Raw genomic sequence first — 17,638 nt, forward strand, 5'->3', positions numbered from 1 at the left:
ATCAAGTGACTTAGTCATCACAAGGGCGCTAGGATCGTCCGCATGACCAGCCGCGCCGAATCAGCCGCCGCCACGCGCCGCGCCCTGCTCGATGCGGCCGCTGACCTGCTCGATTCCGGTGGCCTCGACGCCGTGACGTTGCGCGCGGTGGGAGCACGCGCCGGAGTGACTCGGGGAGCGCCCTACCGGCACTTTCCGGACAAGGAAAGCCTGCTGATCGCCGTCGGGACCCAGGCCTGGGACACGCTCGCAGACCGCATGCAAGCCCTGCGCGCGGATCCGGGCCTGTCGCCCGCCGACAAACTGCGCGGCGGCCTCATCGCGCTCATCGACATCGGCCGCTCTCAGCCACACCTCTACAAGCTCATGTTCAGCAACCCATCCGGCGACCCCACGGCACTCGCCCGTGCCGCCCAGCGCAGCCAGACCGAGTTCCTCGCCGTCGTCGCCGACCTGGTCGGCGAGCAGGACGCCCGCCGATACGCAGCCCTACTCATCAGCAGCGCGAACGGGATCGCCGGCCTGGAGGCCAGCGGCCAGCTCACCGATCCCAAATGGGGTGGCGTCTCCGCCGAAGACCTCACCGACACCCTCGTCCACATGATCGCCGGCACGAGCCGGCACGCATGACCGGCGCCAACGGACTCGACGGCTACGGCCGGAAAAGTGGTGAGATCCGCCCGGACGTCAGCGGCTCGCCATCGCCGAGTTCCCTCCGACGACCAACCGGAGCGTCCGCGACAGTTCGTTGGTGGTACGCGTGCGGCTGAAAAGGCCGCGCAGTCGGACCGGATTCAACATCGGCGACGACGACGCCGAGATGCGCGCGGACGAGAAGCGCGAGGCCGACCGAGCCCGCTCCATCAGGTATCCGCATCTCGACATGCCGGCAAGAGAACCGTGCCGGGGCCGGGCTCTACGCGGGGTGACCGGTGCGCCGAGGCCACAGCGCGCACGGTCGGCGGCAGGTGAGTGTGGGACTATTCGTGGCCAGTGGCGGCGGCGATGATCCCCACGAACACGAGCGACCTGACGCGGGCGCCGAGCGGCGGAGATCCCGTGAGAATTTCTGTGGCATAGCGTCGGATCCGGGGTGAGTCGTTCGTAGTGCAGGCGAGAGGCGGCTGGACGAGGCCGCCGGGACAAGGGAGTCATGGGATGACGCGGTACTTGATCTCGTTCAATGACGGCGCGATGGACCACATCCCCGACGAGGATTGGCCCGACGTGGGCAAGGCCTCGCACGCGGTGGTCCAGGAGGCCGTGAACGCCCGCGTGTTTGTGTTCGGCGCTGGACTAGAACGCCAGAGGGCGAGCGTCGTGGCCACGGACGGGATGGTCACCGACGGCCCTTACCCGGAGACCAAGGAGGTCATTGGCGGGTTCGTGGTCGTCGACGTGGCCTCACGCGAGGAGGCGCTGTCGTGGGCTGCCAAGATTGCCGGCGCTTGCCGCTGCGCGCAAGAGGTTCGGGAACTCATGCCCGATCCCGAAACAGACGCGATGCTTCGCCGGGCTGATAGTTGATGATGACGGTCCGACGATGTCGGATCGAGGAAGACTCGCCACGTCAGAGCAAGACTTGCGTGGCCGCGGTTGACGAGGCGGGTCTGCGCATCGACCTGGACTAGGACGCCGTGACGGTGGCCCGGGGATCGGGCGCGGGGCGAAGCCCAATCCCCGGGCCTGGTCGGATCCCCGCAACCACTGAACCTTTCAACCTCCCCCGGCGGTCCAGCGGACCGCAAGGCCGGACGCGGTGCGTGAGCGCCGCGCGGTCCAGGTTGAAAAAGGTTCAGTGATGCTACGGTGCCGATCAGTAAGTCGAGGAAGTCGCCGAGGAACCGATACGAACGAATACCTCCAACGTTCTGTCATTCGGGGCTGAGAGATGAACGAAGGTTTGCTCCGATGGCCTTCTTGGCAGGAAGCGCAGTGGCTATGGCTATCGCGATGTAGGCGGCAGCGCCGAACGCCGCCAGGGCGACGCCCGGGAACTGGGCCGTGAAGGGGAGGCCAGCTTGGTAGCCGAGCCAAGCGAGGGTCATGGCGGTGGCAAGTGTGGCGACTGCTGCAAGGATGAGCGCGGTGGCCACGTAGAGCATTGCCTCCAGGAGCACGACGCGGCCCAGCATTGTCGGTGTGGCACCGGCTACCCGGAGGAGGGCGAACTCCCGTTCCCGGTTGCGTGAGGTGAGGGCGACAACCGCCACACTGCACCCGGTGAGCATCACGGCGGCGACGGTGACGATGATCCAGGTGTCGGCCACGTTGACCTCCGTGACGCCGAATGTGCGCATTCGGGCCAGGAAGGTGTTCAGCGTGCCCACGAGGATGCCGACACAGCCGAGCCCCGCGGCCAACGGAGCGACCGTAGCGCTGCTGATCTGAGAGCGTGCCACAGCGGAGCGCCGAGCGATCTGGAGGGCCGGCGAGTCGACAACGGCGAGCAGTCGGCCGAAGCCGCGAATGATCGCCGGGACGAGGCCGGGTGCGGCAACATGGAACGTCAAGATGAGGCACAAGCCGAGATAGAGAGCGATCGTCACCATCCCGTTGGAGGTCGCGGGAACAGTCAGCGCGGCGACCGCGATTACCCCCGTCGTGATGGCGCCGATCACCGTGAGTACCCATCGCCACGCGGTGAGGCGGACCGGCCGAGGGGATGTCGCCACGAGTGCCTCAATGGCAGGCACGCGGCCAGCGCGCCGGGCAGGTGAAACCGCGCCGAGGAGGCAGGTGCCAATGGTAAGCAGAATGGTCACGGCGGCGGGGGCGAGATGCATGGTCACGGGTACGGAGGCGATGTCGGGCCCGGCCATGGTGTTCAGCAGACTGACCATGGGCGGGCCGATGAGGGCTGCGAGGATGGCCCCGGGGATTGAGCCTGCCAGCGCGGTGAGGCCGACGAGTCCGACGGCCATCCCTGCGGTCTGTCGGGGGACGGCACCGGCCAGGCGCCATTGGGCCATCAGGGTGCGTTCGGCTTGTACGGTGGCAGCTCCCACGACGTTGAGAGCGATCGCGCCGAAGAGGGCGGTCAGGACGTAAATCGTCTGAGCGGCGATGCGGACTTCGGCAAGGGTGGTGCCAGCCTGCTCGACGGCGTCGGCCATCTGCGGTGTCGTCGTTGTCCAGAAGTGCAGGACACTCACGCCGACCAGGGTGGAGACGAGGACGACGACGCCCAGCGCAGGCAGCCACGCCCGCCACCGCGCGCGGAAAGTCTGGGAGAGGAGCGCGGCCATCACGCCGCCTCACCGGTGGAGCGCATCAAAGTGAGCAGCTCGGTGGGCGTCGTGGCCTGCACCTGGGCGACGAGTCGCCCGTCACGCACCACGGCGACGCGATCGGCGCGGCAGGCAGCGTCCAGATCATGGGTCACCATCACCACGGCGTGGTTCTCGTCCGCGAGACTGCGCAGAGTGTCGAGCACCAACGACGACGTGGCGCTGTCCAGTGCCCCGGTCGGTTCGTCGGCGAAGATGATGCGCGGGCGCGCGGTGATCGCACGTGCCAGAGCGACTCGTTGCTGCTCGCCGCTGGACATCGTCGACACCACTTGCCGCGCTTTGCCGTCGAGACCGAAGCCGGAGAGGGTCCGCTTGACGAGCCCGCGGTCTTTCCGGCGGCCGGCAAGGGTAGCCGGGAGTAGGACGTTGTCCTCGGCGCTCAGATATGGCACCAGGTTGTAGGACTGGAATACAAAGCCGACCTCGTCGCGGAAAAGTCGGGCCAGTTGTGTTCTTGGCATTCTGCTCAGCGGCTTCCCGAGAAGTGTGACTTCACCGGCGGAGGGCTTCTCCAAGCCGCTCAGGCAGAACAGGAGGGTGGATTTTCCGGACCCGCTGGGGCCAACAATTGCGGTCATCCCGCCACTGGGAACGTCCAGAGTGAGATCGTGGAGAACAACGGTCGGTTCCCCTCCGCCAGGTGGTCTGAAGGACTTGGACAGGTGGTGGGTGGAAGCAGCAGGTGGCATGTCTCCATCCCAGCAGCCTCAGGACTTGGCCCCAGCCCCTTGGCCTCCCGTCTGTGGTAAGGAAAACCCCACCGCTGAGCGGCGGGCAGCCTTCTCGGAAGTGTCAAGTGTGCTCACCTATCCTGGTGTCCTATGAGTGAAGGCGCGCCGGGGCTGCATGCAGTGGCGGTGTCCCCGCGCGAGGTTCCGGGCCACCTGGCGTACCTGACCGCCCAGACTGCCCTCGGGTGGCTGGCGGTCCTCGCAGTGATCGCGCTTCCACTGTTCCCGTTGTGGGCACATGCTGCTGCCAATCTGGAAGTTCCGCTGCGGCGGGCAGGGCTGGTGGCGCCGCCTCCAGCATCACGGCCGACCAACGACTCATGGCGCGTCATGGCGCACGCTCTGACCAGCATCCCGGTGGCAGCCATCGGCACCGTGGCCTGGACGATCCTGGTCGCGGCCGGAGGCGTGGTCGTGCAGGCGCCCCTCAGAGCACTCGCCGACCAACCGGTCATCGGCGGGGCATCAGGCCCGACCGGCCCGTTGGCCGCCGTACTCGCGGTCACGGCTGGGTTCCTGGCCCTGGCAGCGACGAGCTGGTTCGCCGCGGTCGTCGCACGCGTTACCAGCGCCATCGCGACCAGGACGCTGTGGACCCGGGAGGAGGTTCTCCAGGCACACATCGAGGAGATGGCGCGCCGGCAGGTAGTCATGGACGAGGCCGCCGCAGGCGAACGGGCCCGACTGGAACGAACGCTCCACGACGGGGCGCAACTGCACCTGGCGGCGACCGCCATGCACCTGAGCATGATCGAGCTCACCCTGCAACAGGTCGGCGAACCGACCACAAGGTCGCAGCTCGTCAAGCACCTCGAAGCCGCACGCAATGAGAACGAGCGAGCGTTGGATGACGTGCGCTCGGTCGCGAGCGGGCTGCGTCCGGACGCCCCAGCCTCACTGACTACGGCCCTGACGCGATTGGTGGACAAGCTGCCCGTCTCCGGTACAGCGGACGTCGACATTCCCCCGCTGACCGCGGAGGTTGAACCTGTGCTGCTCCTCATCGCCAAGGAAGCGGTCACCAACGCCCTGCGCCACTCCGGCTGCTCAGCAGTGACCATCACCGCCCGTGGAGTCATGAATCAAATCGTTCTCACTATTCACGACGATGGTGCTGGTGGCATCGACGCCGATCGCGGCACCGGTGTCACCGGAATGCGGATGCGAGCACGCTCCCTGGGTGGCGGCCTGACCATCACCAGTCCCGCAGGAGGGCCCACATCGGTCCGAGTCACCATTCCCCACCCCGGAACGGAACCCGACTGATGCGCATCGTCATCGCCGAAGACGCTGCCCTGATGCGCGACGGTCTGACTACGCTGCTTGGCGCCCTCGGCCATGAGATCGTCCACGCCGCCAAGGACGCCGAACAACTCCGCAGCGTCGTGGACGCCTTGGAAACCGACCCTCCTGAAGTCATCATCACCGACGTCCGCATGCCACCGACCCACACCGACGAAGGCCTGCTGGCAGCACTGGCGATACGAGAGCGCCACCCCACAGTGGCGATCCTCGTCCTGTCCCAGTACCTCGGCGGGGAATATGCCTCCCGCCTCCTCACGCGAGCAGAGACACAGCCCGGTGGCGTGGGATACCTCCTCAAGGACCGCATCGGCCACCTCACCGAACTCGACCGAGCCATTCACACCGTGGCTGCCGGCGGGGTCGTCGTCGATCCCAAGGTCATCGACGATCTGGTCATGCGTAACCGCCGCCCGCTCGACCAGCTCACACCGCGCGAGAGGGATGTCCTCACCCTGGTGGCGCGCGGACGCACCAATCAGCAGATCAGTGAAGATCTCCACTTGTCGATGGGTGCCATCGAGAAAAACATCCGTAACGTTTTTGACAAGCTGAGCATCACCCCTGCCGACGGGAACCGCCGTGTTCTCGCCACCCTGACCTGGCTCTCCTTCCGCAACTCGCAGAGCTGAAGTAGATGCCGACATCGAGATGCGCGAAAGCAGGCTCACCTTGGATACAAGTTGTTCACGGTGAAGGATGAATGCGACTGCCCGTGACGCACCGGTCATCCCGCGCCGTCCCGGCGCCGGGGTGGGCGGCGGCGTTACCCGTAAAGGCGCAGCGCTTCGGGATGCGCCGCGGCTAACGGACGACGGCCATCGCCCAGTCCGTACCCGCCGACGCCCCAGCCCGGTGACCCGGCGCAGGCCCACCACCGCTGGTCATCAAGAAGACGACAGATGGATGAGAAGGACGGACCGACAAACCGCTGAGAGACCCCGGCAAGTCCCAGGTCAGCCGCCCGGCGAACGACAAGATCGCCGATAACCCACACCTGCGGTGGCTACGCCGCGGGCACGCGAACCGGTCGGGACCACGCCGCGAACCCGCGGATCGGCGGTGGTCTGCACGAGCACCTGGTCGAGGACGTCCATCGCTGGGTCACCCCTTCCAACACCGTCGTTCACGCTGACGCGCCGGGCTCAGGCATCACCGAATCGCGCGACCCGCGGCAACGGACTCCCGCATGGAACTCACGTGCCCTGGTCCCCTCCAACCGCCAGACGGGTGCGCCGGGGCTTGGTATACGCCGGGGATACCCACGACGATAGGTGAGAATTGGCAGTCCTGGCGCCCGCTCGGCGGCTAAATGAGCAGCTGATCGTACAGACGTGGCAGTCGCCGTTGACGATCGTCGTCACTACGTGTTCGGCTGGGCGGGATAGCCGCAGCGCTGTGGCGAGCGGTCTTTTTCGTGGTTGGTGAACCAGCGGTGGTAGTTCCGCTCGAGCATCCCGGCAGTCAGCGCGTCAATCGGTCCGGGTGCGGAGGCTCCGGGTCAGGGTGGGGATCATCACCGCCGCAGGGACGAGGTGTAGCCCGAGGAGGGCGGCGGTGGTGGCGGTGTTTGCCCCGGAAAGGAAGGGCGGGGCCAACGAGATCGCGGTCAGCGACACTGCCGTCCACACGAATCGCTCGGCGGGGCGAGCGCTCCAACGAAGAAGGGCGATGGCAATGACGATGCCCACGACCGAGAAGAAGCCGGTCACGACGGCGAACCCGGACAACGGGATCGTCTCGCCACCATCGGGGACCTCGAAGTCGACGCCAACGGCCTGGGCAAGGGCAGCAGCGAGGGTGGTGGCCACCATCGCTGCGAGCGTGGCGATGAAGCCGGTGACGGCGAGCCCGCGGAGTCGGTGGGCGTGGCTGGTCTGGCCCGATGCCGGGCCTGCGACGCCCCCGCTGTCATTCATGCTGTTCACGTCGTTCCTCCATCATTGGGTAACTGGCGTACGGGGTGTGTCGACTGGCAGGTGACGGTCCTGGCCCTGGGCGCGACGATGCGCACCCTCGCCGTGCGACGGTCGGGGTTCCGCAGGACGCGGACGCCGGCGCCGCGGAGCCAGAACCCGGCGTCGCGCCCGAGGACCGGCCCGGGCTCACCGGCGCGCAGCTCCAGCGGCACCTGCCCGCGGGTGACGGCGCCGAACGCGTCGCACCACTCCGCGCGGATGGACGGTGCGGTCAGGCCGACCGACCGGATGCCGATCCCGACCGGGCCGGCGGGCCGCTGCACATGATCGGCAGCGACCACCGCGACACGCGCGCCACCGTGCAGCGCGAGCGTCCACACCGGGACTACTCGGTGCCGTCCGCCGGCAGGCGCTCCGGCAGCCCGAGCCGCGGGAACTGGTCGTCGTGGAACGTGACGATCTCGGTGATCGCCCCGCCGGTGACGCGGAGGACGTCGATCGTCAGCGGCAGGTACGCGCTCTCCCGCTTCCGCCAGAGGTAGAAGGCGACGGCGGGCTGCCGGTTCACGGAGGTGAGGACGGCGCGCAGCCCCTTCAGGCCCTCGAAGCCGCTCTCGACCCAGTCGTTCACCACCGTGTCGCGGCCGACGTACAGGCCCGGCGTGGGCGGCATCGAGCAGCGGACGTCGGCCCGCAGCAGTGCGGCGAGCCTGTCGATGTCCGTGGCCACGCTGGCGTCGGTATAGCGGCGTACCAGCTCGCGCGTCCCGGCGTCCTCCTCGGCGCCGGTCCAGTCCTGCCGCTCGGCGGGCAGGTGCTCCCGCATGCCGGCGCGGGCCCGCTGCAGCGCGCTGTTCACGGAGTTGACGGAGTCCCCGAGGAGCCCCGCGACGTCCTTCGCCGGCCAGCCGAGCACGTCCCGCAGGATCAGCACGGCCCGCGGGCGCGGCGCGAGGTGCTGGACTGCGACCAGGTACGCCAGCTCGATCGTCTCCCGCGCGACGGCGACGGTCTCCGGCTCGTCCGCGTCGCCCGCGGGCAGCTCGTCGAGCAGCCGGTCCGGGTAGGGCTGCAGCCACAGCACCTCGCCGCCGGTCGCAGGCGCCGGGCGGCACTTGGCGAGCAGGTCCAGGCAGGCGTTGGTGGCGATCCGGTACAGCCAGGCCCGGAACGTCGACCGCCCCTCGAAGGTCTCCCGCCGCCGCCAGGCACGGAGGAACGTCTCCTGCACGGTGTCCTCGGCGTCCTCGAACGACCCGAGCATCCGGTAGCAGTGCACGTGCAGCTCCCGCCGGTGCCGCTCCGCCAGCCCCGAGAACGCCGACTCGTCGACCTCGCCCAGCCCGCTCCCACCCAGACCGCTCACGCCCAGCTCCTCCAGCCGTGTGTCCGCACTCATCGCGTCATCCTTCCGCCTCGTCGTGTCCCGTCGTAGGTGTGACGGGTGCGGGCGCGACAACTCATCACTCGGGGCGGTCGGCAGGGTTGGTCCAGTGACGGATCCGATGGCGGAGCACGACGCGCGGTACGGCGAGGAGGGCGCGGGTCCGCCGGAGTGGGCGCGGGTGCGCGACCGCCTGGCGCGCGTCGGCGTCGCCTGGTTCACGACGTGCGCCGGACACCGGTGCCCCGTCACGAGTGGATCCGGGGGCAGCGGCAGATCCCGCAAGATCGTCTTCGGGACCTCCTGCTCGCTCCCGCAAGATCGTCTTTGGAAACCCCTGGTCATGGACGTGGCAGACTGGTCGGATCAGCCGGGGGAGGGCGTCGGGGAGTGGTCCAGGATGATCGAGATCCGTAGCTTCGCGGAGACTGACCGCGCCGCGCTGCGTGAGCTGTTCGGCCGGGCGGGCGAGGGCTCTCCGTCTTCCTTGTTGTGGGGGCACGAAGAGTCGGAGGCGGCCATGTACCTGGAGCCGTACATGAGCCAGGAACCGGACTCGTTGTTTGTCGCCGTGACGGGCGGCCACGTCGTCGGCTACTTGGCGGGATGCCTGGACAGCTCGACCTTTCCCAGCGAGAAAGAGCGGATGGAGAGGGCGATCGCGAAGTATCGGCTGGTATTCCGACCCAAGCCCGCAGCCTTCCTCGCTCGTGGCATGGTCGACCTGGCGTCGGCCGCGGTCCGGCGAAAGCCCACCGCGAGGGGCTTCGACGATGCCCGTTGGCCGGCCCATCTGCACATCAACGTGACGCCCCTGGCCCGGGGAACCGGCGCCGCCGATGGCCTGATGAAGCGATGGTTCGATCGACTCGTCCAGACCGACTCACCCGGGTGCTATCTGCAGACCTTGGCCGAGAACACGCGTGCGGTACGGTTCTTCGAACGGGTCGGCTTCGCCAGACATGGTCCGACTCCATTGGTCCCCGGTGCCAGGCAGGGCGGCAGGCAACTCCACCAGCAGACGATGGTCTGGCAGCCGTGACTGGCCGGGGTCGCCCGAAGGCACCCGTAGGGATCATGTGACCAGATGGTGAAGGCAGAGTCCGGCTGGACGACCGGTCAGTCCGGGGACCCAGCGGCTCTACCTCGTTCCGGGAGCTGGAGTCGCTGAGGGTAGTCGTTCCAGTCGTCCGCGAGCTGCTGGATGTTGTCCTCGCACCCGCCGCCCCGGCACGGCAGCCACACCGTCGGTACACCCAGCCCATCCGGGGTACGCATCCGGCGGTGCACCGGCTGATCACAAGAAAGCTGATCGGCCCGTTCGGGTTGTTGCCGACGAACCACCAACGCCAGCAGAACCTCGACTACGAGCCGTACGCGTACGACACGCCCGAGGATCCGGACGCCGCTCTGCGGAGTCGCGGTGAGCTGCGACTGGCGCGCGATGTGTCCCTTGCCCCCAACGAGAAGTACCGCGACGCCCCCAACGCGAAGTACCGCGACGCCCCCAACGCGAAGTACCGCGACGCCCCCAACGAGAAGTACCGCGACGCCCCCAACGAGAAGTACCGCGACGACCAATACCGATCGGTCCTGGCCCGAGCGTGGGACGAATCCGTGGCCGAAATTCGGCCACCCGCGTACGTGCCGCTACAGATCGCGACGTGCTGCGTACTCTACTTGCCGGTATCTGCTTCTGCCGCGCCTACTGGTTGGTGATGGCGACGTTGTCGAAGGCGGCGGCCGCGTTGTAGACGCGAACGCCCGACTTGCCGGACGTGTAGGTGGCGTCGGTGACCGAGATCTTGGCAGTGGTCAGGTCGCCGACGTACACCTTGATCGACGAGCCGTCGGCGACCACGCGCAGGTGGTATTGCTGGCCGGCGGCGACCGGCAGCGGCGCCGAGCCGAGCAGCATCCAGTTGTTGTTGGCCCGGCCGAGGATCACCCGCCCGGCCGGGGTGATGCCGGCGTAGTAGCCGCGGTAGGCGTCGGTTCCGGTCCCCACGTTGGCGGCCCGGAACACCAGCCCGGCGTCGCCGATGCCTGACGCGACCGTGACGTCGAGGTCGTACGTCGCGTTCACGTGGTTGTCGTCGAGCAGTGACTTGCCGCCGTAGGAGGCGGTCGTCCGGTACTGGCCGCCGCTGACCGACCAAGCCCCGCCGTACGTCTTCCAGCCGAGCGCGTTGCCGTCGGCGAAGTTGTCCTCCACGAGCATCTTCACCCGCTGGATCGTGCCGTCGGCGTTGAAGTTCATCCGGTCGTACGCGACCTGCCGCGCGTTGCCGTCAGTCTCCGACAGCGGCCGGCGGTGGTAGAAGATGTACCAGGTGTCGGTGCCCGGGATGTTCAGCACCGAATTGTGCCCGGCGCCGCGCGCCACCGCGGAGTCCTGCGCCAGGACCTTGTCGAGGCGGGTGAAGGGGCCGGTGGGTGAACCGGCCATCGCGTACGCCACCGAGTAGTCGGGCCCGGTCCAGCCGCCCTCCGACCACATCAGGTAGTACTTGCCGTTCCGCTTGAACATCTGGGAGCCCTCGACGTACCCGCTCGGAGTGATCTCCTTGTACGTCGTGCCATCGGCGAACGTGCCCAGGCTCGTCATGTCGGCGTTCAGCCTGGCGACGTTGGCGTGCCCCCAGCCGCCGTAGTAGATGTACGCCTGCCCGTCGTCGTCGATGAAGACGTCCTGGTCGATCGGCTGGGCGCCGTTGACGAACTGCGCGATCAACGGCCGCCCGATCGCGTCGGTGTAGGGCCCCTCGGGCCGGTTGGCCACCGCCACCCCGATTCCACCGAGCTCGCTGTTGCTCTGGATGTCGTTGGCCGCGAAGTACAGGTAGTACTTGCCGTTGCGGGCGATCGGGGCGGGCGCCCAGACGGCGTACCGCGCCCAGCTCACGTTCGCGGTGGTGAGGACGTTCGGGTGCTTGGTCCAGGTGATCAGGTCGGTCGAGGAGAAGGCGTCGAGATAGGTCTGTTCCGCGTACGGGCGCGAGGCGGTCGGGAACACGTAGAAGCGGTTGTCGTAGACCGCCACGTCGGGATCGGCGTACCACCCGGCCACGATCGGGTTGCCCGCCTCGGCGGTGGTGTACTCCGGCAGCGCGGTCGACGCCGGAGCGGCCACCACGGTGGCGGCGAGCACCCCCGCGACGGCAACGGCCCTACCGAGGGTGCCTCCAGGCATCGGCATTCAACAATGCTTGCCGGTGTTGCTTCATGGCGTCAAGTGTCAGATCGCGTTACAGAAAGCCTAATGTGGCCGCAAGGCTAACGACGCTGGCCTGCTGAATTTCGATGGCAGTCACTATCTGCTGGTGGGGCTGATCTGGTGCCGGCTGTGCGGACGGTTGATGGACTCGCACTGGGTCGACAACCATGCCGGCTACCGGTGCCGGCACGGCAACCGCAGCACCACACCCTGCCGGCTCCTGTCGGCGTACGGATTGATGTGCACAGCCAGGTACGAATGAACGTCGCGTACCTGCCTGTGTGCTCAGCGCAGCAGGTAGCCGACTCCGCGTATGGTGTGCAGCACCGATGGTGGGCCGAGCTTGCGACGCAGTTGTGCGATCAGCACATCGAGCACGTTCGACGCGGGCGGGACCAACTCGTCCCAGGCGATCGCGATCAGTTCGGTGCGGCGGACCGGTTCCCCGTTCGCGGCCAGCAATCGCTCGAGCACCATGAACTCCTTGGCGGTCAGGGTGAGTACCCGGTCGCCGCGCCGGGCCTCGTGGCGTCCGACGTCCAGCTCGAGGTCCCCATGCCGCAGCACCGGGGCCCGGCCGGTGTCGCCCCGCCGGCACAGGCTGCCCACCCGGGCGACCAGCTCGGCGGTCGCGAACGGTTTGACCAGGTAGTCGTCGCCCCAGGCCAGCCCGTCGACCCGGTCGCTCACCGCGTCCCGGGCGGTGAGGAACAGGACGGGCACGGCCCAGCCGGTACGCCGGCGGTCCGCCACGTACCGGAGCGAGTCCCCGGCCGGCAGCATCCGGTCGAAGACAGCGCAGTCGTAGCCGTTGACGCTCAACGCCTCGTCGGCCTGCGGCAGGTCCACCGCGGTGTCCACGGCGAACCCCGCACCGCGCAACGACGCGTCCAGGGCTATCCGGAGAATGGCGTCGTCCTCAGTGACCAGTACGCGCACAACCATCTACGGTAGCCCGCTGCCGCGCCGTGGCCGTTATCCGCCCTCCGGCCGTACGAGCCAACCGGAGTTGGCCGCCTTGATTCCCGCCTGGAATCGGCTGCGGGCGCCGAGCCGGTGCATGATCGCGGACATCGTCCGGCGCACGGTACGGACCGAGATGCCGAGCCGGGCCGCCGCGGACTCGTCGGTGCAGCCCACCGAGAGCAGCGTGAGCAGTTCCCGCTCGCGCTCGGTGAGCCCGGCGCCGTCCGGTACGTCGGACGCCATCAGCGACACGGCCGAGGGCCAGACCCGTTCGAAGAGTTCAACGACCGTGTTCACCACACTGGGCAGGCGGAACACCGCGACGCCGCCCGCACGGCCGTCCCGCGACTCGGAGGGGAGCATGGCCACCGCCTCGTCGACCACCGTCGCGTCCGCCGGCACGTCGGGTACGGTGCGTACCTCGGCCCCGGCCAAGGCGAGGCTGCCCAGCCGCAGCGCCAGTGCCGGGACGGTACGGGCGTGGTCCGGAAACAGTACGCGGTACCGTACCCCGCGCCGCAGGTTCCGGTGGTCGATACGCCGGAGCATGCCGAGCGGATCGTCGCGGACCGTGCTGCGCGTGCTGGCGATCAGGACGTCGTGGCCTGCCGCGGCCAGCGTCGCAGCTATTCCGGCATGCGTCGACAGCACCAGCGGTTGGGTGTCCTGGCGGCTCGGTCCCGACGGGCGGGCGGGTCGGACCGATCGGTGCCGGTCGCGGACGACGGCCAGCGGGTTCGCGGTCATCTGGTCACCTCCTTAGCTACCCCCACCTTGCTTCGGGGGAGGAAACGGACCCCTACGAACGGTGGCGAGGCGCCGGGGCCCGGCCCGCGGCCTCGGCCGGTGGTTCGCGCTGGGCCACTCGGGCGGTTGCGTGGTTCGGCGGTCATCGGCGGATCGTCTGCCTCACGCGACCCGGCGGCCACGGTGGTGTTCCCGGACCGGGCCGCCGACCGGCGCGGTGCACCGGGCCATATGCCGCACCAGGACATGGCTGCGGTAGCGCTCCGCCGCGGCGACGTCCAGCAGTCCCCGGTCGACCAGTGCCTCCAGCACCGGTCGTGCCGCACCCGGGGTGACCCCCAGCGCCCGCGCGGCGGCGGCGGTGCCGAACTCGCCCGGTAGGTCGCCGAGGGCGTACCACAGCGCCAGTTCCCGACCGGCCGGCGGCCGGCGGGCGTCGACGATCGAGCGCCGTACGGCGTCGGAGAGGACCCGGCACGGATCCTCGTCGAGTTCGTCGACCAGTCGCCGTGTCGTCCAGTGCGGCCGACACAGCAGCCGGGCGGCGGCATCGCGCAGCGCGGCCGGTAGACCACCGCAGAGCTGCGCGACGGCCAGGACGCTCCGCTGGTCCGCCTCCTCGTGCCGCGCGCCGAGTGCGGACCGGAACAGCGCGGCGGCCGCCTCCGTGGGCAGCGGTGCCAGGCCGACCCGGGTCGCGCCGTCCGGATGCCAGCCGCGGTTCGTCGTGGTCGCCAGGGTCAGGCAACCGGGGGTCGCGGGCAGCAGCGGGGTCAGCTGATCCGGGTCGGGGACGTCGTCCAGCACCAGCAGGACGCGCCGCCGGGCCAGCTCCGAGCGCCACAGCGCGGACCGCTCGTCCAGGTCGGGCGGGATCTCCGACACCGGTACCCCGACGCCGCGCAGCAGCCGGTGCAGCGCGGCCGCCGCTCCCGGCGTACCGCCGTCGGCGTTTCCGGCCACGCGTACGAAAAATTGACCGTCCGGATAGTCCGGCGCCAGCCGGTGGCCCGCGTGCACCACGAACGCGGTCTTGCCCACCCCGGCCATGCCGTGCACCAGCACCACGGGCGCGGGGCTGTCCCGCGCGGCCTCGCCCACGACGGCCAGCTCGGCCCGGCGGCCGGCGAGCGGCACGTCGCGGGGCAGCTCCCGGCGTACCGGCCCGATCCGGGCGGCGCCGAGCGCCAGCCGGTGCGCCTCGGCGAGCGCGGCTCCCGGTTCCACTCCCAACTCGGTGCAGAGGAGCTGCCGGGCACGCCGGTACTCGGCCAGCGCCTCGGCCCGCCGGCCCGTCTCGTGCAGCACCCGCACCAGCAGCGCCCAGGCTTCCTCCCGCAGCGGAGCGTCTGCGGTGACCGCCCGCAGGGTGGCCACCGCGTCCTGTCCCCGGCCCACCGCGAGCTGAGCCTCGGCGAGCCGTTCCGCCAGCCCCAGGCGCAGGTCTTCGAGATGGGCCAGCAGACCGGTGGCCGCGTTTCCCTCAAGGTCTGCGAAGGGCCGTCCGCGCCACATCCGCAACGCCTGGTCGAGCAGGGTGGCCGCCGTGCCGGCGTCACCGCCCGCCGAGGCGCATCGGGCCTGCTCGGCGAGTTCGCCGACCCGGTCGACATCCCGCTCGCCCCGACCGACCCGGATCCGGTACGCGCCGGGACGGCTCTCGATCCGTGGGCCACCGTCGTGCTCCGGCAAGCCGCGGCGCAGGGTCCAGACGTACGTCTTCAGGTTGGCCTCCGCCGAGGCCGGCGCGGCCTGTTCCGGCCAGATGGTCGCGACCAGTTCGTCGGTCGTCATCCAGGCGTTAGGCTTCGTGAGCAGGGTTGCCAGCAGGGCACCGGGCTTGCTCCCGCCGATCCGGCGTACGGCGGTGCCGCCGTGCACCTCGATCGGGCCCAGCACATGGAAGAGCACCAACTCACGACCTCCCCAATGAACCTTTCGACCTCCCCCTGCGGTTCGTCGTGGCCGCAGGTGGGAGTCGGGGCGACGCACCGCGCTGTCCAGGTTGAAAAAAGGTTCAATCGTCAGCACCCCGAGCGGTAGTTTCCGGTCGGCACTACCATCCGTTCCGGTACATGAGGTTCCGATGACACGATCCGCAGGAGGTCCCCGGTGCGGGTGATGGTGGTCGAGGACGACGAGGACCTGCGGCTGGCGGTCACCACCGAACTGCTCGGGACCGGACTGCGGGTCGACCAGGCGGCCGACATCGCCACCGCCGACGCGGCGCTGCACGCCGGACGGTACGACTGCGTCGTGTTCGACCGGATGCTGCCCGACGGCGACTCCGTCGGGTACGTGCACCGCCGCCGGCAGCAGGGCTGGGCCGTACCGGTGTTGTTCCTGACCGCGCGGGACAGTCTCGCCGACCGGGTGGCGGGGTTCGAACAGGGCGGTGACGACTATCTGGTGAAGCCGTTCGCCGTGGCGGAGATGGCGGCCCGGGTGCACGCGCTGGTCCGCCGGGCCGGCTCGGGCCGCCCCTCGGTGCTGCGGCACGCCGACCTCGTCGTGGACTGTGCCCGCCGGGAGGTCCGCCGCGCGGGTGTCCTGCTCACCCTGACGGCGAAGGAGTTCGCCGTGCTGGAATACCTGGTCGCCCGGCCGGAGCAGGCCGTGGGCCGGGCCGAGCTGATCGAGCACTGCTGGGACACCAGCACCGACCCGATGTCCAACGTGGTCGACGTGGTGGTTCGGCGGCTGCGCGCGAAGCTGCGCGAACCTGAGCTGATCCACACCGTACGGGGGCACGGCTACCGGCTCGCCGGGCCGGAGTGACCCCGGTGACCGCTCCGACGACCGTCCGGTTGCGCCGCCGCCGCCGGTGGCTCACGCTTTTCCTCGCCGTACTGACCGCCGCCGGGTCGATCGTGTTCGCGTGGGTCGCGGTCGGGTGGGACGCGGAGCTGGGGGAGCAGCGGCTGGACGGCGAACTGCGTCGGGTGACCTCGACCGCGACCCGACTGGTCCAGTACGACGGCACCCTGATCACGGCGTTCGTCGGCGAGGACGAGCTCAACACCCGGTGTCCGCAGTTCGCGATCCTGCCCGGGGGCGCCGAGCGGTTCACCGGCCACTTCAGTCAGCAGAGCTGCGTACCGGTGGATCCGGCGCTGCTCGCCAGCCTGGCGGCGGAGGCGGCGCGGACCGGACGCCTGCTCAACGGCTACGTCCGGGGAACGAACGGGGAACTGGTCCGGGTCGGTGCCGAGCCGTTCCGCAACACCCGTGGGCAGTACATCGGCGCCGTGGTCGCGGCCGTCGACGCGGGGCCGGAGCGGGACCGCCACAACCGGACGGTGCTGATCGCGATCATCGGCTGCGTGCTGCTGGTGACCGCTGCCGGGGCGGCCGGGCACCTGCTCTCCGGCTGGGCGATCCGGCCCGCCGTGGCCGCTCTCGAACAGCAGGAGGTACTGCTCGCCGACACGGCGCACGACCTGCGTACGCCGGTGGCGGCGCTGCGCGCGCTCGCCGAGACGGCGCTGGAACACCCTACCCAGCGCGCCGACCTGCTGCCGCGCACCGTTGCGCTCGCGGGCCGGATGGGCAGCATCATCGACGGGCTGCTGGTGCGGGCGCGGCTGGCCGCCGGTGTCGAGCAGCTCGCCATCCAACCGGTGTGGCTGGACCAGTTGGTCACCACCGTGGTGGAGGAGACTCCCACCGAAGGGGCGCAGGTGACGGTGACCGCCGCGCCGACCAAGGTGGACGTCGACCCCGGGCTGGTACAGCGGGCCGTCGGCAACCTGCTGGACAACGCGCTACGGCACGGCCGGCGGCCGGGCGACCGCGCGATCGTGCACATCACCGTCGCCGGTGGTCGCCTCGTGGTGGCCGACCACGGCCCGGGGATCGATGCCGAGGTGGCGCAGGAGACCTTTGACCGGTTCAGCAGCGGTGGCGGGTCGAGCGGGCTCGGCCTCTCCATCGTGCGCTGGGTGGCCCGGGCACACGGCGGGATGCTGCGCGTCTACAACGCGGAAGAGGGCGGCGCGATCTTCGAACTCGTACTGCCCACGAACGACTCCTGAACGGTTGTACCGAGGATGGACCGATCGTGTATCCGGCCTTCTATG

Annotated in this window: 18 protein-coding genes; 8 read left to right on the top strand and 10 right to left on the bottom strand. The window is 69.5% G+C overall.

Going from position 1 to position 17,638, the window contains the following annotated elements:
* Nucleotides 1-42: 42 nt before the first annotated feature.
* Nucleotides 43-630: a TetR/AcrR family transcriptional regulator gene (locus tag R6Y94_RS24710; RefSeq protein ID WP_318398230.1), complete on the top strand. Its 588-nt coding sequence runs from the start codon at nt 43-45 to the stop codon at nt 628-630.
* A gap of 528 nt (nt 631-1,158) precedes the next feature.
* On the top strand, nt 1,159-1,527 hold the full coding sequence (locus R6Y94_RS24715) for a YciI family protein (protein WP_318398231.1): 369 nt from the start codon (nt 1,159-1,161) through the stop codon (nt 1,525-1,527).
* 347 nt (nt 1,528-1,874) lie between these two features.
* On the opposite strand, the gene R6Y94_RS24720 is transcribed toward R6Y94_RS24715, so the two are convergent.
* On the bottom strand, nt 1,875-3,248 hold the full coding sequence (locus tag R6Y94_RS24720; protein ID WP_318398232.1) for an FtsX-like permease family protein: 1,374 nt from the start codon (nt 3,246-3,248) through the stop codon (nt 1,875-1,877).
* Nucleotides 3,248-3,982, bottom strand: a complete 735-nt coding sequence (locus tag R6Y94_RS24725) for an ABC transporter ATP-binding protein (protein ID WP_318398233.1) — start codon at nt 3,980-3,982, stop codon at nt 3,248-3,250. Before R6Y94_RS24725 ends, R6Y94_RS24720 begins: the two co-directional genes overlap by 1 nt.
* A 132-nt stretch (nt 3,983-4,114) precedes the next feature.
* On the opposite strand from R6Y94_RS24725, the gene R6Y94_RS24730 reads away from it, so the two are divergent.
* Together R6Y94_RS24730 and R6Y94_RS24735 are read left to right on the top strand one after the other, a co-directional pair.
* Nucleotides 4,115-5,290: a sensor histidine kinase gene (locus tag R6Y94_RS24730; protein WP_318398234.1), complete on the top strand. Its 1,176-nt coding sequence runs from the start codon at nt 4,115-4,117 to the stop codon at nt 5,288-5,290.
* Nucleotides 5,290-5,958 carry a response regulator transcription factor gene (locus tag R6Y94_RS24735; protein WP_318398235.1) on the top strand — a complete coding sequence of 223 codons (669 nt, stop codon included), beginning with the start codon at nt 5,290-5,292 and terminating at the stop codon, nt 5,956-5,958. The genes R6Y94_RS24730 and R6Y94_RS24735 overlap by 1 nt, the downstream gene beginning before the upstream one ends.
* 324 nt (nt 5,959-6,282) lie before the next feature.
* On the opposite strand, the gene R6Y94_RS24740 is transcribed toward R6Y94_RS24735, so the two are convergent.
* The 4 genes from R6Y94_RS24740 to R6Y94_RS24755 form a co-directional block, all read right to left on the bottom strand.
* Complete coding sequence (locus tag R6Y94_RS24740; RefSeq protein ID WP_318398236.1) at nt 6,283-6,423, bottom strand: hypothetical protein; 141 nt, start codon at nt 6,421-6,423, stop codon at nt 6,283-6,285.
* A 375-nt stretch (nt 6,424-6,798) separates the two neighbouring features.
* Entirely contained in the window at nt 6,799-7,245 is a 447-nt protein-coding gene (locus R6Y94_RS24745) for a DUF6069 family protein (RefSeq protein ID WP_318398316.1), read from the bottom strand.
* 5 nt (nt 7,246-7,250) lie between these two features.
* Complete coding sequence (locus R6Y94_RS24750) at nt 7,251-7,625, bottom strand: hypothetical protein (protein ID WP_318398237.1); 375 nt, start codon at nt 7,623-7,625, stop codon at nt 7,251-7,253.
* A gap of 5 nt (nt 7,626-7,630) precedes the next feature.
* Nucleotides 7,631-8,644 (bottom strand): RNA polymerase subunit sigma-70, encoded by a 1,014-nt coding sequence (locus R6Y94_RS24755; RefSeq protein WP_318398238.1) that lies wholly within the window; start codon nt 8,642-8,644, stop codon nt 7,631-7,633.
* Nucleotides 8,645-9,029: 385 nt separating this feature from the next.
* Here R6Y94_RS24755 and R6Y94_RS24760 point away from each other — a divergent pair, with 385 nt between their 5' ends.
* Both R6Y94_RS24760 and R6Y94_RS24765 read left to right on the top strand, forming a co-directional pair.
* Entirely contained in the window at nt 9,030-9,671 is a 642-nt protein-coding gene (locus R6Y94_RS24760; RefSeq protein WP_318398239.1) for a GNAT family N-acetyltransferase, read from the top strand.
* A gap of 242 nt (nt 9,672-9,913) precedes the next feature.
* Nucleotides 9,914-10,348: a hypothetical protein gene (locus tag R6Y94_RS24765; protein ID WP_318398240.1), complete on the top strand. Its 435-nt coding sequence runs from the start codon at nt 9,914-9,916 to the stop codon at nt 10,346-10,348.
* On the opposite strand, the gene R6Y94_RS24770 is transcribed toward R6Y94_RS24765, so the two are convergent.
* The 4 genes from R6Y94_RS24770 to R6Y94_RS24785 all read right to left on the bottom strand — a co-directional run bounded on the left by R6Y94_RS24770 (nt 10,335) and on the right by R6Y94_RS24785 (nt 15,470).
* Nucleotides 10,335-11,828: a family 43 glycosylhydrolase gene (locus R6Y94_RS24770; RefSeq protein WP_318398241.1), complete on the bottom strand. Its 1,494-nt coding sequence runs from the start codon at nt 11,826-11,828 to the stop codon at nt 10,335-10,337. The two genes, R6Y94_RS24765 and R6Y94_RS24770, sit on opposite strands and share 14 nt — an antisense overlap.
* A gap of 303 nt (nt 11,829-12,131) precedes the next feature.
* Nucleotides 12,132-12,785, bottom strand: coding sequence for a response regulator transcription factor (locus R6Y94_RS24775; protein ID WP_318398242.1), 654 nt, complete (start codon nt 12,783-12,785; stop codon nt 12,132-12,134).
* Between the two features lie 36 nt (nt 12,786-12,821).
* Complete coding sequence (locus R6Y94_RS24780) at nt 12,822-13,559, bottom strand: helix-turn-helix transcriptional regulator (protein WP_318398243.1); 738 nt, start codon at nt 13,557-13,559, stop codon at nt 12,822-12,824.
* 162 nt (nt 13,560-13,721) lie between these two features.
* The gene (locus tag R6Y94_RS24785) at nt 13,722-15,470 is read right to left on the bottom strand and encodes a BTAD domain-containing putative transcriptional regulator (protein WP_318398317.1); all 1,749 of its coding nucleotides are present in this window, start codon (nt 15,468-15,470) and stop codon (nt 13,722-13,724) included.
* A 210-nt stretch (nt 15,471-15,680) separates the two neighbouring features.
* Between R6Y94_RS24785 and R6Y94_RS24790 the strand changes: the two genes are divergently transcribed.
* Nucleotides 15,681-16,337 carry a response regulator transcription factor gene (locus R6Y94_RS24790; RefSeq protein ID WP_318398318.1) on the top strand — a complete coding sequence of 219 codons (657 nt, stop codon included), beginning with the start codon at nt 15,681-15,683 and terminating at the stop codon, nt 16,335-16,337.
* Between the two features lie 5 nt (nt 16,338-16,342).
* A complete protein-coding gene (locus R6Y94_RS24795; RefSeq protein ID WP_318398244.1) occupies nt 16,343-17,593 on the top strand; it encodes a HAMP domain-containing sensor histidine kinase in 1,251 nt (416 codons plus the stop codon).
* Nucleotides 17,594-17,638 lie beyond the last annotated feature (45 nt).

Source organism: Plantactinospora sp. KLBMP9567, assembly GCF_033446045.1.
Taxonomy (GTDB): Bacteria; Actinomycetota; Actinomycetes; order Mycobacteriales; family Micromonosporaceae; genus Plantactinospora.

Coding starts and splice junctions, on each gene's coding strand:
- R6Y94_RS24710 (WP_318398230.1), top strand. CDS start 43: ATGACCAGCCGCGCCGAATCAGCCGCCGCCACGCGCCGCGCCCTGCTC.
- R6Y94_RS24715 (WP_318398231.1), top strand. CDS start 1,159: ATGACGCGGTACTTGATCTCGTTCAATGACGGCGCGATGGACCACATC.
- R6Y94_RS24720 (WP_318398232.1), bottom strand. CDS start 3,248: ATGGCCGCGCTCCTCTCCCAGACTTTCCGCGCGCGGTGGCGGGCGTGG.
- R6Y94_RS24725 (WP_318398233.1), bottom strand. CDS start 3,982: ATGCCACCTGCTGCTTCCACCCACCACCTGTCCAAGTCCTTCAGACCA.
- R6Y94_RS24730 (WP_318398234.1), top strand. CDS start 4,115: ATGAGTGAAGGCGCGCCGGGGCTGCATGCAGTGGCGGTGTCCCCGCGC.
- R6Y94_RS24735 (WP_318398235.1), top strand. CDS start 5,290: ATGCGCATCGTCATCGCCGAAGACGCTGCCCTGATGCGCGACGGTCTG.
- R6Y94_RS24740 (WP_318398236.1), bottom strand. CDS start 6,423: ATGGACGTCCTCGACCAGGTGCTCGTGCAGACCACCGCCGATCCGCGG.
- R6Y94_RS24745 (WP_318398316.1), bottom strand. CDS start 7,245: ATGAATGACAGCGGGGGCGTCGCAGGCCCGGCATCGGGCCAGACCAGC.
- R6Y94_RS24755 (WP_318398238.1), bottom strand. CDS start 8,644: ATGAGTGCGGACACACGGCTGGAGGAGCTGGGCGTGAGCGGTCTGGGT.
- R6Y94_RS24760 (WP_318398239.1), top strand. CDS start 9,030: ATGATCGAGATCCGTAGCTTCGCGGAGACTGACCGCGCCGCGCTGCGT.
- R6Y94_RS24770 (WP_318398241.1), bottom strand. CDS start 11,828: ATGCCGATGCCTGGAGGCACCCTCGGTAGGGCCGTTGCCGTCGCGGGG.
- R6Y94_RS24780 (WP_318398243.1), bottom strand. CDS start 13,559: ATGACCGCGAACCCGCTGGCCGTCGTCCGCGACCGGCACCGATCGGTC.
- R6Y94_RS24790 (WP_318398318.1), top strand. CDS start 15,681: ATGGTGGTCGAGGACGACGAGGACCTGCGGCTGGCGGTCACCACCGAA.